The following is a 15,335-nucleotide window of genomic DNA, read 5'->3' as shown; positions in this document are numbered from 1 at the left end:
CGGTTCAAGTTAGGTGGTGACTTGGCTTGAACTGTTTTTATTTTTGGCGCAAACCACATGATATGCAATATAAGTTTAATACTTTTAAAAGCCCCGTAAGTTATAACTTACGGGGCTTTTTTAGTTAATTTTTAATTTGATATTCTTTTTTTAATTTACTTATTTGCACTTTATGTGAAAGCAAAAATGTATCAAATTGCTTAACTACCTCAGGATAGTCAATCGACGATAATAAAAAGGCTTGTAAATCTGTCGGCAATTCGTTTTGAAAATAAACGGGTCGGGTTAATTTGAAATATTTAACAATATTATAGTTTAATACATCGTTAGATATGTAAATACACTCCACTCGCTCTTTTAAAAGCATCCCTATTAATTCCATTACGTTAGCTGTTTCAATTAGCTCAACGTTTTCGTTATTCATTAAAGGTTTAAAGCTTTGAGACGTAAACCCTCTCACCGTTGCAAAACTAACGCATTCATCAATAGTGATATTTTTATTTAAACTCGCAATACCCGTTTTAGTCACAACGGTTGGCTGCGAATAAATAATTTCATTTACATCAATAAATGAAGCTTTGTAGCTTGATTTCCAGCTAGGGTTATCTGGATACTTAAAGTCGACATGGCGATGTTCCACAAATTTTTTGTAAAGTCGATTAATAGGTAGTGTGTAAAACTCAAACTCAAAGTCATGCTGCTGGGCAAACAAGGTAAGTAACTTTTGACTGAAACCATAATAGTCGCGGTTATCAGCCCGACTACCATCGTAGTATGGAAGGTATTCTATATTCTCTACGCCTACTACGTAATGAGTCGCTGATTTAGCGTTGTTTATTAAAAGCAGTAAAGCGAATGGCAAATACATTAACTGCGTTGTTATTTTTATAAATTGATTCATTTACAACCTAAGTAATATTATTGATGTGTAGCTCAACGCTTTAATTTTAACAAATTTGCAAAGAATATGATAAATCTATTTTATTTTATGCAAAAAAAAGCCTGATTAAAATCAGGCTTTACAAAGTAAAAGGTTTAGCTTTTATCTCTTGGTACAAAATCGAGTACTGTTGCGTTTATACAGTAGCGGTCTGTGCCTCTAGGGCCTTCTCCTGGGAATAAATGACCAAGATGAATACCTGTACTTTTAGAACGTAGCTCAATACGTGTTATTCCCCAGCTGCTATCGTCATGCTGCGTTACACTACTTTTTACTGGGTGCTTAAACGACAACCAACCAGTACCGGAGTTAAACCTATCGCTTGTATCAAATAGTGGCTCGCCACTTAATTTATCAACAAAAGTACCGTCAGGTGTGTTTTTAAACTCTTTGTACTCTTTGCAGTAAGGTCTATCTGTTCGTGCATCAAATGCAACTTTATAAGCATCACTGTTACCTAATTTAAAAGCGCCTAATGCTTTATAAAACTCTTCAGGCGTTGCATAACCTTGACGACCATATACCTCAATACCATTTTCTAAAAACAAAATGGTTGGTGTTGCCCACGTGGCTGACTTAATAGTTAAATCATCAAGTTGGTCAGCATGGCGAAACGACATTGGTATTGTCCCTTTGTAATCATTTGCGACTGCTTTTTTAAACTTTTCACAATATGGGCAGTATTCACGTGAATCTAAGACTACGATTTGTTTCCCTGATAATAAAGCCGTGTTATCTACTTTTTCTACAGGTGTTTTATTAAAAACAACACCGGTAGAATGATCTGGGCAATAGCCATTAGGGTTCTTTTCTAAATAATTTTGATGATACTCTTCTGCCGATACAAAACCTTGAAGCGGTTTAATAACTGTTTCAATTTTGCCATAGCTTGCATCAGTTAAAAGCTGCTGATATTGCGATTTAACTTGCTCAGCTACTTTAGCTTGTGCATCAGTAGTCGTTAATACAATTGAGCGATATTGAGTACCAATGTCGTTACCTTGGCGATTTTTTTGTGTAGGGTCGTGACTTTCAAAATAGTTTTTTAAGAGATCTTCTGCTGAAATTATATTGCTGTTATACATAACTTGTACAACTTCAGCATAATTGTTCTCGTCAAAACGACGAGACTGATTAGTAATATTTCTGTAGGTAGCTTTAAAGCCATTGCCGTCAGCGTACCCCGATTCAGCATCAATAACGCCATTAAGCGCTTCGTAGCGTTTTTCGGCTCCCCAAAAACAACCCGATCCAAGTACAATGGTTTCTACATGCATGGTGGCTTCTACATTACTGTGCTCAACCTTTTCCATAGATAAAGCAAAGCTGCCTGCGCTAAATATAATAGCAGCGCCTGATAAATATAATAAATGCTGGTGTTTCATAAAGTACCTCTTAAACAAGTGCGTGCTAACTAAGACCTCCTTATCCTAATTTTCATTTCAACCTAATTACTTATTTAGTACGAAGCGTATTAAGTTTTGGTCCTCAATAAGTTAAATACGATTAATTGAATATAAAACTACTCTTAAAGTAAGTTGGGCAATAAACATAACCACTTAGTCGCAATGGTGTAAATAAATTAATAAAACTGTGTTACGTTTAAATAATGTTGTACAAATAGGTTTATTTAATGAAGCCAGCTCCTCATATTTATGCATTAACAAACAGTAGTTTACTGTTTGATGCATCGCATTTAGACGCTACAGATAGACTCTCTATTCAAAAGAAAATTTGGGCTTTAGCTAGCCACTGTAAAAGCACTGATGAATTTAGCGATTTAGTGCCCGCCATGAACTCGCTCACTCTTTATTTAAAATCAGATAAACACTTAAAACAGTGGTTACAAGTGCTACCTTCGCTGTGGAATGAGATTAAAACGAGTACTTTTAAGGGGCAGCATCACTTAATCAAAACCTCATACAAGGGTGAGGACATTAATTACGTGGCTCGCTATCATAATTTAAGTGCCGATGAAGTTATTAATATTCATAGTAAAACCAAGTACCACGTTTTATTTTTAGGCTTTCAGCCCGGTTTTGCTTACCTACATGGCTTAAATGAGCAATTACATACACCAAGACGTGATGAGCCACGTACTAGGGTTCCTAAAGGCTCTGTTGCGATAGGTGCTGCACAAACCGGCATTTACCCCGCAGATACCCCAGGTGGTTGGCATATAATAGGTCATACAGATACTGCTTTGTTTGATTCGACCTCTGAGCAACCTTGTTTAATTCAACCAGGCGATACGCTTGAATTTGTTCCGCTCGTTAATAAAGGAGCAAATCATGATTAAAGTACTTAAAAGTGGTGTATTACTTACAATTCAAGATTTTGGCCGTGAAGGCTACCGCCATTTAGGTGTAAGCAAAGCGGGCAGCCTAGACCCTTATGCACAAATCATTGCTAATAGATTACTTAACAATAACGACAATGATGCCGTTTTAGAAATAACTGTAGGTTTGTGCGAACTGGAATTTACCTGCGACACAGTAATTGCGCTTCATGGTGCAGATTTGCAAGCAACCCTTGATGGACATGCAATTTATCCTGGTTGGACATACGCAGTAAAAAACAAACAAGTCCTAAGTTTTGCTACTGGTAGAGCGGGCTTAAGAGCTTATTTAGCAGTGAAAGGCGGTATACAAAATGCTGAGGTTATGGGTTCTAAATCTACAGATTTAAACGCATGTTTTGGTGGTTTTGAAGGTAGATCTCTCACCACTGGTGATGAAATACCTATTACTCCTTATTATGGAGAGTTTATAAAGGTAGGCGCAATTGCTCCCGCCCAGCGCAAACTTATACGCCTAATAAGCCCTCATGCCGACTTATTAGGCGAGACTATACTTAGCAACTTTGTGTCTACCGCTTTTAAAGTCAGCAATAATAGTAACCGAATGGGTGTAAGGCTTGAGCATAAAAATAATTTGGGGCATTCGCACTCTTTGCCATCATTAGGGGTGAGCCCTGGGAGTATTCAACTGCCACCAAGTGGAGAGCCAATTGTGTTACTAAATGATGGCCAAACTACAGGGGGCTACCCTCTGCTAGGGACTGTTATTGAAGCCGACTTACGTCAATTTGCACAGTTTAGACCTTTAGATACTGTTGAGTTTAAATATGTAACGTTTGAAGAAGCAGCAAATGCGAAGCAGAAACTTGACGGACACCTACATCAATTGAGCCTTGCACTTAAAAATAACCTATAAAAATATTCTAAAAATAAATAGGAAAGCTATGTTCGACTTAAATTATTGGCCCTGATAATCGTTTATGATGGTTGTTTTGTATTGTGTAGGTATGGCATTTTTAATTGAAGGTCATGGCGCAAGCCCTGCTCCATTAGTTGCGCTCGTCATGTATAGCGGCTATTGCTGTATGTTAATGACGCCTATGGCAGCAAATTTAATATTCTTCCTGCAGCTCTTTTAGACTTAAAAAATAAGTACTATGTAATTAAGGTTCAAATTCAGACGGCAGTTACCTTACTCGCCGTTAATATTATTTTAATGTATAGCTTGGTGTGTAATGACTAAATCAACTTCTTCTATGGCGTGTGTATTAATTACCGGCTTTGCGCCTTTTGATGGCGAAGCTATCAATCCTTCTTGGCAAGCAGTGCAAAAACTTGATGAAACTATCATCATGAAACATAAAATATGTACACTAGAACTTTCCTTTGAGTTTAATACGTCTATTAGTCAGCTTATAAACGCCATTGAGTCACATAATCCGGCGGTTGTTTTATGTATAGGCCAAGCCGGTGGGCGCAGCGAAATATCAATTGAGCGTATTGCAATAAACGTTGACGATGCACGTATTAAAGACAATGCAGGTAAGCAACCTGTCGATACACCAATAGAAAAAAATGGCCCTGATGCCTATTTCACAAATTTACCAATAAAGCGTATGTTACAAGCACTGCACAACAGCAATATACCTGCTGCCATTTCCAATACGGCAGGTACGTATGTATGCAATCATGTTATGTATGGCCTTATGCATTACATAAATGATCATTGCGCTGTAATGAAAGGTGGCTTTGTGCATATTCCATATTTACCAAGCCAAGCTGTGCACCACAATGGCGCACCAAGCATGTGTGAAGACACTGTTATTAACGCGCTAAAAGTGATGATTGCACAAGCTTTGAACAATAATAACGACGTAAAAATAGCAGCAGGCACTACGCATTAACCACTTTGGTGCGGTTACATATAACTTGGTGCATAAATTATTCTTAATTAATTATAAAAGCTATGTGACTTGAGTAATTTTTTCTGATAAAACAAGGTTTCGCAGCACAGCAAATTGGCTTTGCTGCACACATAATAGGAATGAGGAGTTACTATGTGTTCAATTTTTGGGGTATTAGATATTAAATCTGATCCCGCTCAATTGCGTACCCAAGCAATTGAAATGTCCAAGCTGCTTAGACACCGTGGCCCAGATTGGTCTGGCGTATATGCATCTGAAAAAGCTATTTTAGTACATGAGCGTTTAGCTATTGTTGGTGTATCAAGCGGTGCACAGCCTTTATACAATCCTGAAAAAACAAATATTTTAGCGGTTAATGGCGAGATTTATAATCATAAAGAACTTGCAGCAGAGCTAGATGTTGATTTTACTTTTCAAACTCAATCAGACTGTGAAGTTATTTTAGCGCTTTATAAACAAAAAGGGCCTGACTTTTTAGATGATCTAAATGGCATTTTTGCATTTTGTTTATACGATGAAGAAAATGACGCTTACTTAATTGGCCGTGACCATATTGGTATTATCCCGCTTTACACCGGTCATGACGAGCACGGTAACTTTTACGTTGCTTCTGAGCTAAAAGCACTTTCTCCAATTTGTAAGCATATTGAAGAATTTCCACCAGGGCATTACCTGTACAGCAAAGATGGCAAAATGACGCCTTATTACAAACGTGATTGGGAAACATTTGATGCAGTTAAAGATAACAGTGCAGAAGCGCAAGACGTTAAAGATGCATTAGAAGCGGCCGTTAAACGCCAGCTAATGTGTGACGTGCCTTACGGTGTATTACTTTCTGGTGGTTTAGACTCATCGGTTATCTCTGCTATTACCCAGCGTTTTGCTGCAAAACGTATTGAAGATAACGACGAGAGCGATGCATGGTGGCCTAAGCTGCATTCTTTTTCAGTAGGCCTTGAGGGCTCACCTGATTTAGCCGCTGCCCAAAAAGTAGCTGACATGATTGGTACTATTCACCACCCTATCATTTTTACCATTCAAGAAGGTATTGATGCACTGCGTGAAGTGATTTACCATATTGAAACGTATGATGTAACAACGATTCGTGCCTCTACACCTATGTACTTAATGGCTCGCCAAATTAAAGCAATGGGCATTAAAATGGTGTTATCTGGCGAAGGTGCTGATGAGCTATTTGGTGGTTACTTATACTTCCATAAAGCCCCTAACGCACAAGAGTTTCATGAAGAGCTAAACCGTAAAGTATCAAAACTGCATATGTTTGACTGTTTACGTGCTAATAAATCAATGGCAGCATGGGGCGTTGAAGCACGTGTACCGTTCCTTGATAAAGAATTTGTTGATGTTGCTATGCGTATCAACCCTGAAGCCAAAATGTGTAAAGATGGCAAAATCGAAAAACACATTTTACGTGAAGGTTTTGATGGCTACTTGCCTGATGAAGTTTTATGGCGCCAAAAAGAGCAATTTTCAGACGGTGTTGGTTACAGTTGGATTGATACGTTAAAAGAGTTTGTAAATGAGCAAGTGAGCGATCAAGAGCTTGCAAATGCTAAATTTAAATACCCTATTAATACGCCAGATTCAAAAGAAGCTTACTACTACCGTACTATTTTTGAATCGCACTTTCCTGGTGATGCATCAGCTAAATGTGTGCCACATGGTAAATCGGTAGCGTGTTCGACTCCTGAAGCACTTGCATGGGACGCATCGTTCCAAAACAATGCAGATCCATCAGGTCGTGCTGCTGGCGTTCATAACGACGCATATGCAAGCAAAGGTTAATACTCTTTGTTTAACGAAGCGTAAGCCCAAATGGCTTACGCTTCGCTGTATAAAACTCACTTCCACCGAATCTGTTTTTTATAGCCCTGCAAATAACTTAAAAGGCTCAAGTGCTTTAATTGTTATTTATAAAATTGGGTTAACATCAAAAACAATGCAATATATTGCATCACAATCAAATCACCCTGCTACCGTATTTTTAAATCAAAATGAGATAACTAAACGCCATTGTAATATTCGCTGGTTTAACCAAACAAGTGAAATTAAACGCTGTGGTCATGGTACTTTAGCGGCCGCTAATTTTTTAATAAAGTATTTTGGTTATTGCCCTGAAGTATTTATATCAATGAGTAATGAGCGTTTTACTATAAGAGTAAAAAACCAACGCGCCCAGTTGTTACTAAAAAGTATAGAGCCTAAAAAAAGCGAATTAGCTAAAGATGAGTTACAAAGTGTGTTTTCATTAGCAATAAAAGCAGCCTACAGTACCGGCGAAAATAACGGTTATACGGTTGTGTTATTTAATGAAGAATTTAATGAAGAATTTAATAAAGAATTTAATAAAGAATTTAGTAAAGACGTTGAAAAAGACGATTTAAAAAGCTTACACGTTGATTTTAAAGCTTTGAGTAAACTCCACAAAAATGCAGTTATAGCGCTTAGTATAAAAAATATAGACAAAAAAAATGCCATAGCGCATTTTAGATATTTTGCCCCCCAGTTTGGAGTAAATGAGGACAGTGCAACGGGCTCTGCGGTATCTGTTATTGCCCCCCTGCTATTTAGACTACATGGTTTAAATAAAGCTAAGCTTATACAGCAATCAAATAATGGTGCATTGCTAAGCTATGAGTTTAGCAATGCTAAAGTTGTCATTTATTAAAGATAACTTAAGTAACGTTTAAAGCGGCCTTAATAAGCACAATGCAAAATAGTTACTATCGTCTTGCCATGTTTGCTCTAACTTTAAATTAGCTTGCGCTGCAAGCTGCTTAAACGACTCAAGCGTGTACTTGTGAGAGTTTTCCGTATGAATGCTTTCACCTTCAATAAAGTCTATTTGCTGATCATTTATAATCACGCTTTGATTACAGTTACTTACTAAATGCATTTCAATACGGCTATGTTGCTCGTTAAAGCGTGACTCGTGGCTAAAGTTATCTAAATTAAATGTACCATTTAGCTCATTATTAATACGTTCCAGTAAATTTTTATTAAACGCGGCGGTGACTCCCGCTTTATCGTTATATGCATCAAGTAACACTTGGCGCTCTTTTACTAAATCAACCCCAATTAATACATAACCATTTACACCGCATAAGCGATGGAAATTATTCATAATTTCTATGGCTTTAACTGGGGCAAAATTACCAAGAGTAGAGCCCGGAAAGTACACCAAATTAGTTTGACTGTCTAAAGCGGTGTCTTTGGTTAGCTGTTTGACCATTTGGCTATGTGTAAAGTCTCCTAATAATGGCGAAATTGCCAAATCTGGAAATAACGGTGACAAATGTGCAAGTGAATAACTGAGCATCTCCTCAGATATTTCAAACGGTACAAAGGTTTTAACGTTTGCCATATGCGCTAATAAATAGGCTACCTTTTTACCCGAGCCACAGCCGGGCTCTATAATAGAGAGGTTTTCAGGTAGCATTTGAGCAATCGACTTTGAGTGTTGCGCTAATATAGAAAGCTCAGTACGTGTAACATAATACTCTTGTAAAGTTGTTATTTGCTCAAATAATGCAGCACCTTTATCATCATAAAAATATTTACACGGAAGCGTTTTTTGTTGTTGAGTTAATCCGCTTATCACGTCGTTTAGAAATTCAGTGTCGGTTATGTTGCTTTGCTTAATCGCTGTTACTTGGCTCATACTATATCCTTAGCTAGTCTTATCCCGCTGCACATCCACGCTTGATGCGGGTAATAAAAATTACGGTATGTTTGTCGTAAATGGTTTTGAGGGGTAAACACACACCCACCACGTAACACCATTTGGTTATTCATAAACTTACCATTGTATTCCCCTGCTATTCCTTCAATAGGCTTAAAACCGGGGTATGGTAAATATGCACTGTTTGTCCATTGCCAACATGAATCCGTTAACTGGTTTATTTCAGTATCATCTTTTGCTTGTTGTGGTGTTAGGTAGTTATTATTAGTGTCTGTTGTAGGTGTATTTTTAGCTGCATATTCCCACTCGAACTCTGTAGGCAAGCGAGCCTTTACAAAATTAGCATAGGCGCTGGCCTCAAAATAACTAACATGGCTGATGGGAGCACTTAAATTTAAAGGCTGGAATCCATAGTGTGTAAATTCAAACCATTCGTTATTTATGTAATGCCAATATAATGGATGCGTTAAACGAGTGTTTTGAATATGCGCCCAACCGTCGCTTAACCAATATTGTGGATTGCTATATCCACCGGCATTTATAAAGTCTAAATATTCACCATTAGTGACCAATCTATTAGCAAAGCTGAATGGATGAATTAGTACTTGGTGTTTGGGGCACTCGTTATCATATGCAAATTCATCTTCGGCATTTGTGCCGATATTAATAATGGCTTGTTCAAAATTGATAAAATTAAGGGGTTTAATATCAACTGATTTATTTTGGCTACTTAAAAGCGGTGTTTTATATTGAGGAAATAATGGGTTTACTGAAAAGTTATATTTAATGTCCATAAGCATTAGCTCTTGATGCTGTTGCTCGTGGTGTAACCCAAGTTCAATAATATCTTTAATGTGCGGGTTAACGTCAGTCTTAAGTAATTCAATCAAGCGGCTATCTACATGTTCTCTGTAAGCTAGCACTTCGTCTAAACCTGGCCTAGATAAGCTTCCTCTGTTTGCCCGTTTAAATTGCTCTCCAATCCCATTGTAATAAGAATTAAAAAGCATTTTATAGTGAGGATTAAACACTGCGTACTGTTTACAATGAACACTAAGTAAAAACGTTTCAAAAAACCACGTGGTATGCGCTAAATGCCATTTAGTAGGACTGGCATCAGCCATAGCTTGTAATTGGCAATCTTCTAAAGTGAGTGGTTCGATAATGGCTAGGCTTTCGTCTCTAACGCTACAAAAGCGTTTAACAAGTTCGTTTTGATTGGTATCGTTTGTAACGCTTTCACGCATAATAGTATTAATCCTTTGCCTATCTATTTATAAAATATAGCTTAGGGCATGCTGAGCTTTTTGGATTGAAATTTGTTCAATCTAGGGGCGATTAAATCGCGGCACGAGGTTTGTAACCTAGTGGGCTAAGTAAAAACCGAGTAACAAAGAGTTAATCGTCCCTAGAAAGAACCCAAAGGGCAGTGTATGTTTGGTATTTATGCTTCGTTATCGCCTATTTATGGGGAATGACCACACTACATAGCCTCTGCCTTGCCTAAAAACCAAACACACTACTGCAAATTCAATCGCCAAAATTCAACATACCCTAATGTTGTGTTAAATCATATTCATATTACAACTTGATTAAAGATGCTTATCGGCTTATAAATTTATAATAGCCTTGAAGAGAAATTTGCTCTTTGCTAGCCGGTTTTAGATTATTCTTACGTGCATGCAAGCATGAAAAATAACGCATAAGCTGTTACCGAACCGCTAAGCTATAAAACTAGGAACGATCAAATTGCGCCTAGATTAAATAAATTTCAATCCTAAAAAACTAACAAGCCCTAATATTTAAGCATTAATTAAGCTACTTAAAAATGATCTTTTTTTACTTAACCAAGTAAATTAATACTTTTAATAGCAAACTAAATTTTAACGTTCACTGAATTTTTAAATTTAGGGCTTTTAAATGAAAAAATCATGAATTTGGCCATATAAACAGCGTTTTAAATACAAATTCATTTACATTTAATATTTAACTCATACACTACTAGCTGTATGATCACGCTTCAAATTAGTTAGTCTTCAAATAATTACGGTATTACTTTTTACTTAATATTTAAAGACTAATGTAATTCGATATGACGCCGAATTTATTTTGGCTTGTTAGGACAACTAAAGAGGTATTGCATGAAGGAAAATCATGACAAATATAGTATTGACAACACGGATTACACCGTAGGTCAGGACAACGTACAAAAGTGGGGGTTTGATATTCACAACCCTGTTTTTGGAACTAGTGCGGGCCTGATTGTCATCTTTTTAATCGCCATACTTGTTACCGACCCACAAGCTGCAAAAACAGCGCTTGATAGTATCAAGACCGATATTATTAATAATTTTGATGCCCTATTTATGTGGGCTGCTAACTTCTTTGTACTCTTTTGTTTAGCACTTATTGTTTCTCCTTACGGTAATATTCGCCTTGGTGGTGATGACGCTAAACCTTCTCACTCTCGCGTTTCATGGCTTGCTATGTTATTTGCTGCCGGTATGGGTATAGGCCTTATGTTTTGGGGCGTTGCTGAACCAGTTGCTTACTTTACTGGTTGGTACGAAACCCCGCTTAATGTAGCCGCTAATACACCAGAAGCTGCAAAATTAGCAATGGGCGCAACTATGTTTCATTGGGGTCTTCACCCTTGGGCTATTTACGCTGTTGTTGGTTTATCTCTTGCGTTTTTTACATACAACAAAGGTTTACCTCTTTCAATTCGTTCTATTTTTTATCCTATATTAGGTGATAGAGCTTGGGGTTGGCCTGGTCATATCATTGATATCTTAGCTGTACTTGCTACGTTATTTGGCCTTGCAACATCTTTAGGTTTAGGTGCGCAACAAGCTTCTGCAGGGATTAACCATGTATTTGGTACAGAAGGTGGTGTTGGCTCTCAAATATTAGTAATAGTGGGCGTAACACTACTAGCTATAATTTCTGTTGTGCGCGGAATTGATGGCGGCGTAAAACTTTTAAGTAACATTAATATGCTAATTGCTTTTGCTTTATTAGTGTTTGTTTGCTTAGTAGGTTTTGCTGTTGCTATGGGTAATGTTCCTAATACAATTATGGGTTATGTAGAAAATATAATTCCGCTTAGTAATCCTCATGGTCGTGAAGACGAAACATGGATGCATGGTTGGACTGTGTTTTACTGGGCTTGGTGGATTTCCTGGTCGCCGTTTGTAGGTATGTTTATCGCGCGTGTATCACGTGGTCGTACAATTCGTGAATTCTTAATTGCAGTTTTACTTATTCCTACTCTAGTTACCGTTTTATGGATGTCTATTTACGGTGGTATTGCGATTGATCAAGTAGTTAATGGTGTTGGTGCGTTAGGCACTAATGGTTTAACTGATGTACCTTTAGCTATGTTCCAAATGCTTGATGAATTACCTTTATCTAATATTTTATCGTTTATTGCAATTTTATTAGTGTTGGTATTTTTCATTACGTCATCTGACTCTGGTTCATTAGTAATTGATTCAATTACAGCTGGCGGTAAAATTGATGCACCGGTACCACAACGTATATTTTGGGCATCGGTTGAGGGCGCAATTGCAGCTGCTTTACTTTGGATTGGTGGCACACAAGCAATTGAAGCACTACAAGCAGGCGCTGTCTCTACAGGCTTGCCATTTACTATTGTATTATTATTTATGTGTTTAAGTTTAGTTTTAGGTTTACGAACTGAGCCTCGCCCAGTTAAGTAATACTTTTAGTGAGTAATACTTTTAATTAGTAACGAAAGCGCCGCAATTTTTGCGGCGTTTTTTTGTTTGGTCATTAAAAGCTAGAGCCACAGCTCTGAGATTGGAGTATCTACACGATAATGATAACTCAGCTGCGCTTGTAAAAGTTCTGCAGTAGCAAGTGCATCCGTTAACGCATTGTGATTTTGATATGCTGGTAGGGAATAACGCGCACGGCAATCTGTTAGCCTAAGAGAACCTAATTTTGTGTTAAACAACCGCCCTAATAACCCCTGCCTTGCTTTTAGTGCTCTTTTTTCTATTTCCATTGTATCAACAAGTGCAAACTCAATACCTTCTTTAAGCCTTAACAATAACGCATTATTTAAAAAGTGACGTTCTATTGCTGCATAATGCACCACGACAACTTTACCACTGAGCGCTTCAAGTAAAGGCTCTATAATTTGATTAAAGTCGGGGGCGTCGTCCACCTCAGAGTGCGTTATTCCATGTATTAAAATAGACTCTTCATGAAGGTTTCGCCTAGGCTGCACCACCCAATGCCGACTGTGCTTACAATAAATGCGCTCTAAATTGAACGGCACTAAACCAACACTCACTATATCGTCGTTTTGGCTATTTAAGCCTGTTGTTTCAAAATCCATTGCTACAAAAGGCACGTCTTTTATTGCAGCTTTGTCTTGATTATAAGCACCCGCATAAAAGTGTTTTAGGAGTTTATTTTTGGTGCTATTGGCAAGCTCGTTATACCTAGCTTGCCAATCAATTGCTTTATGATTACGCGGATTCATAGGCTACTTCACACCAGAGTTTGCTGTGTAGCTAAATTTTAAATAGCTTTGTGCTTTTTCTAAAATGGCGAACGCCTCTTTTAAGTTTCGTTGCTCGAACGGAGAAAGTAAATGTGGATCTAAGTCGTTATCGGGCTCTTCGCCCTTCTCTATTTGCCACGCTTGATGGCGAATTCGCATCATGGCAATATACTCAAGTGCATCACGTAAATCTTGCGCTTTACCCTGTGGTAAAAGTTTCGCTTCAATAATATCTTCTAGTCGTTCAAACGAATTTTGTTTACGTGAACCAATAGCCAATGCGTGCACGCGAATAACATCAGAAAGAGGTGCAGTCCCTCTTCGCTTTAAGTTCATTGAACGCTTATGTTGGCCATTATGCTCCATAACAAAGCCTTTAAAGAAACCTAGTGGAGGTGTTCTATTTCTAGCATTTGCTGCCATATTAGCTAAAAATACGCGATTTACTTTACTTTGTTTTGCTATAAATATTTTAAGCTCGTCGGCCCACTTGGTTTTACCCCACACACCGTCTAAGTCAAAAAATATAGAACTATTAAGCAATGCTTGTGGTTTTGGCTGCGCGATCCAATCTGCAAATTGATCGAACCACTGTGAGCGAGTTTTACGCCATTTTTTAAACGACGCCATAATTTCTCCATCACAGTAGGTGTAACCACACTGCGCTAAACCATCACACACAAAATCGGCAATATTTTGAAAATACGCGTTATGTTTTTCGTCGTCATAACTGTCATCTAAAATAAGCGCGTTGTCTTGATCGGTTACAATAAGTTGCTCGTCTCGAGCCATTGAGCCCAGAGCAATAAAACAGTAAGGCACAGGAGGTGGCCCAAACTTTTCTTCTGCTAATACAAGTAGTCTTTGTTTAAATGTACGCCCTATAACAGCCATGGCTGTACCAACCATGTGTGAGTTTGCATCTTCATTCACCATACGAACAAACACATTGGGCAATTGGCGTGCATAATGCGCCAAATCCTCTATTGTTTGTTGAGCCAGTATGCCACGTACAAGTAATAAGCTGCTTTGGGATTCATAACGCAAAATATCAGAGAGGGAGATAACGCCTATTGGGCGTCTTTTCTGTACTACTGGCAAATGATGTAAGTTATCTCTAAGCATGGCCAATACAGCTTCGAAAATATAGTCATTAGCATCTAATAGTACTAAGTTAGTGGACATAATGTCTTTTGCTTGCGTGTTAAAAGCAAGCCCTTTAGCCACTACTTTAGTGCGTAAATCCCTATCGGTTATTATACCAACTACTTGTCCATCATCTTCTTCTGGGTCATCATTTATGGGTTTATTTACATCGGTTACCAACACTGATGATACCGCCTCTTCGGTCATTAATTTAGCGATATCTTGTATCGTAGAGGTTGCATCTACGGTAACTACATCTCTGTGAATTAATGATTTTACCTTCGCGGTTGTCAGGTCATTGCCATCGGCTTGCTCGACAATAGCTTGATGCAAACGCACGTTACCGTCTGTTTCGAAGTAATCAGCAAATGCATCAAACTCATCACAGTAACAATTAAAGAGCTCGACATTTATGCAATAAACTAACGTATCTTCCAGAGCAGTTGCAGGAAAACGTACCTTACGGTTCATCAATAAACCCATTTGACCAAATATACCTGCGGTAGCCAAACGATTGTACAGCTCGCCATTTCGGCGATACATTTCTACAGAACCACTTCTAATTACATACAAATCAGAAATGTCTTGTCCAAAACTCAAGATATCTGTTTTTGCTCTAAAATAAGCCACTTCTACTTGTTGAGCTAGCTCATTAAGCGCTTTTTGAGGTAAGTCATCAAAAGGAGGATGTTGTGCTAAAAATTGTGCGATTTCAACTTGTTCGGCTTGCATAAATCCCTTCCTGTATGCGCATTAAAATGACTAAATCTATTTTGCAGATTAACACT

General features: G+C 37.9%; 12 protein-coding genes and 1 pseudogene. 7 read left to right on the top strand and 6 right to left on the bottom strand.

The window, feature by feature from the left end; translation table 11 throughout:
• Window positions 1-124 precede the first annotated feature (124 nt).
• Together ABX891_RS09495 and msrA are read right to left on the bottom strand one after the other, a co-directional pair.
• Window positions 125-901, bottom strand: coding sequence for a transporter substrate-binding domain-containing protein (locus ABX891_RS09495; protein WP_354629364.1), 777 nt, complete (start codon window positions 899-901; stop codon window positions 125-127).
• Window positions 902-1,035: 134 nt separating this feature from the next.
• Window positions 1,036-2,325: a peptide-methionine (S)-S-oxide reductase MsrA gene (gene msrA, locus ABX891_RS09490; protein WP_354629363.1), complete on the bottom strand. Its 1,290-nt coding sequence runs from the start codon at window positions 2,323-2,325 to the stop codon at window positions 1,036-1,038.
• 248 nt (window positions 2,326-2,573) lie between these two features.
• On the opposite strand from msrA, the gene pxpB reads away from it, so the two are divergent.
• From pxpB to ABX891_RS09460, 6 genes and pseudogenes are all read left to right on the top strand, one after another.
• The gene (gene pxpB / locus ABX891_RS09485) at window positions 2,574-3,239 is read left to right on the top strand and encodes a 5-oxoprolinase subunit PxpB (RefSeq protein ID WP_354629362.1); all 666 of its coding nucleotides are present in this window, start codon (window positions 2,574-2,576) and stop codon (window positions 3,237-3,239) included.
• A complete protein-coding gene (locus ABX891_RS09480; RefSeq protein ID WP_354629361.1) occupies window positions 3,232-4,155 on the top strand; it encodes a 5-oxoprolinase subunit C family protein in 924 nt (307 codons plus the stop codon). The genes pxpB and ABX891_RS09480 overlap by 8 nt, the downstream gene beginning before the upstream one ends.
• Before the next feature lie 61 nt (window positions 4,156-4,216).
• A pseudogene (locus ABX891_RS09475) lies at window positions 4,217-4,482 on the top strand (5-oxoproline transporter, DUF979 family subunit); the annotation flags it as partial.
• Window positions 4,475-5,143, top strand: coding sequence for a pyroglutamyl-peptidase I (gene pcp, locus ABX891_RS09470; protein WP_354629360.1), 669 nt, complete (start codon window positions 4,475-4,477; stop codon window positions 5,141-5,143). The pseudogene ABX891_RS09475 and the gene pcp, both read left to right, overlap by 8 nt.
• 153 nt (window positions 5,144-5,296) lie before the next feature.
• Window positions 5,297-6,970: an asparagine synthase B gene (asnB, locus tag ABX891_RS09465; RefSeq protein WP_354629359.1), complete on the top strand. Its 1,674-nt coding sequence runs from the start codon at window positions 5,297-5,299 to the stop codon at window positions 6,968-6,970.
• On the top strand, window positions 6,954-7,853 hold the full coding sequence (locus tag ABX891_RS09460) for a PhzF family phenazine biosynthesis protein (RefSeq protein ID WP_354629358.1): 900 nt from the start codon (window positions 6,954-6,956) through the stop codon (window positions 7,851-7,853). Before asnB ends, ABX891_RS09460 begins: the two co-directional genes overlap by 17 nt.
• Before the next feature lie 18 nt (window positions 7,854-7,871).
• Here the strand turns inward: ABX891_RS09460 and egtD are convergent, their stop codons facing one another.
• Window positions 7,872-8,846 carry an L-histidine N(alpha)-methyltransferase gene (egtD, locus tag ABX891_RS09455; protein ID WP_354629357.1) on the bottom strand — a complete coding sequence of 325 codons (975 nt, stop codon included), beginning with the start codon at window positions 8,844-8,846 and terminating at the stop codon, window positions 7,872-7,874.
• Window positions 8,843-10,114, bottom strand: coding sequence for an ergothioneine biosynthesis protein EgtB (egtB, locus tag ABX891_RS09450; protein ID WP_354629356.1), 1,272 nt, complete (start codon window positions 10,112-10,114; stop codon window positions 8,843-8,845). The genes egtD and egtB overlap by 4 nt, the downstream gene beginning before the upstream one ends.
• 894 nt (window positions 10,115-11,008) lie before the next feature.
• Here egtB and ABX891_RS09445 point away from each other — a divergent pair.
• A complete protein-coding gene (locus ABX891_RS09445; RefSeq protein WP_354629355.1) occupies window positions 11,009-12,589 on the top strand; it encodes a BCCT family transporter in 1,581 nt (526 codons plus the stop codon).
• A gap of 80 nt (window positions 12,590-12,669) precedes the next feature.
• Here ABX891_RS09445 and ABX891_RS09440 read toward each other — a convergent pair whose 3' ends face one another.
• Window positions 12,670-13,380, bottom strand: a complete 711-nt coding sequence (locus ABX891_RS09440; RefSeq protein ID WP_024595068.1) for a 3'-5' exonuclease — start codon at window positions 13,378-13,380, stop codon at window positions 12,670-12,672.
• 3 nt (window positions 13,381-13,383) lie between these two features.
• Window positions 13,384-15,279: a DUF294 nucleotidyltransferase-like domain-containing protein gene (locus ABX891_RS09435; protein WP_182675597.1), complete on the bottom strand. Its 1,896-nt coding sequence runs from the start codon at window positions 15,277-15,279 to the stop codon at window positions 13,384-13,386.
• Window positions 15,280-15,335: the final 56 nt, after the last annotated feature.

It is taken from the genome of Pseudoalteromonas sp. NCIMB 1079, assembly GCF_040567695.1.
In the GTDB taxonomy this organism is placed as follows: Bacteria; Pseudomonadota; Gammaproteobacteria; order Enterobacterales; family Alteromonadaceae; genus Pseudoalteromonas; species Pseudoalteromonas distincta.
This window is presented reverse-complemented; position numbering and strand designations above follow the sequence as displayed.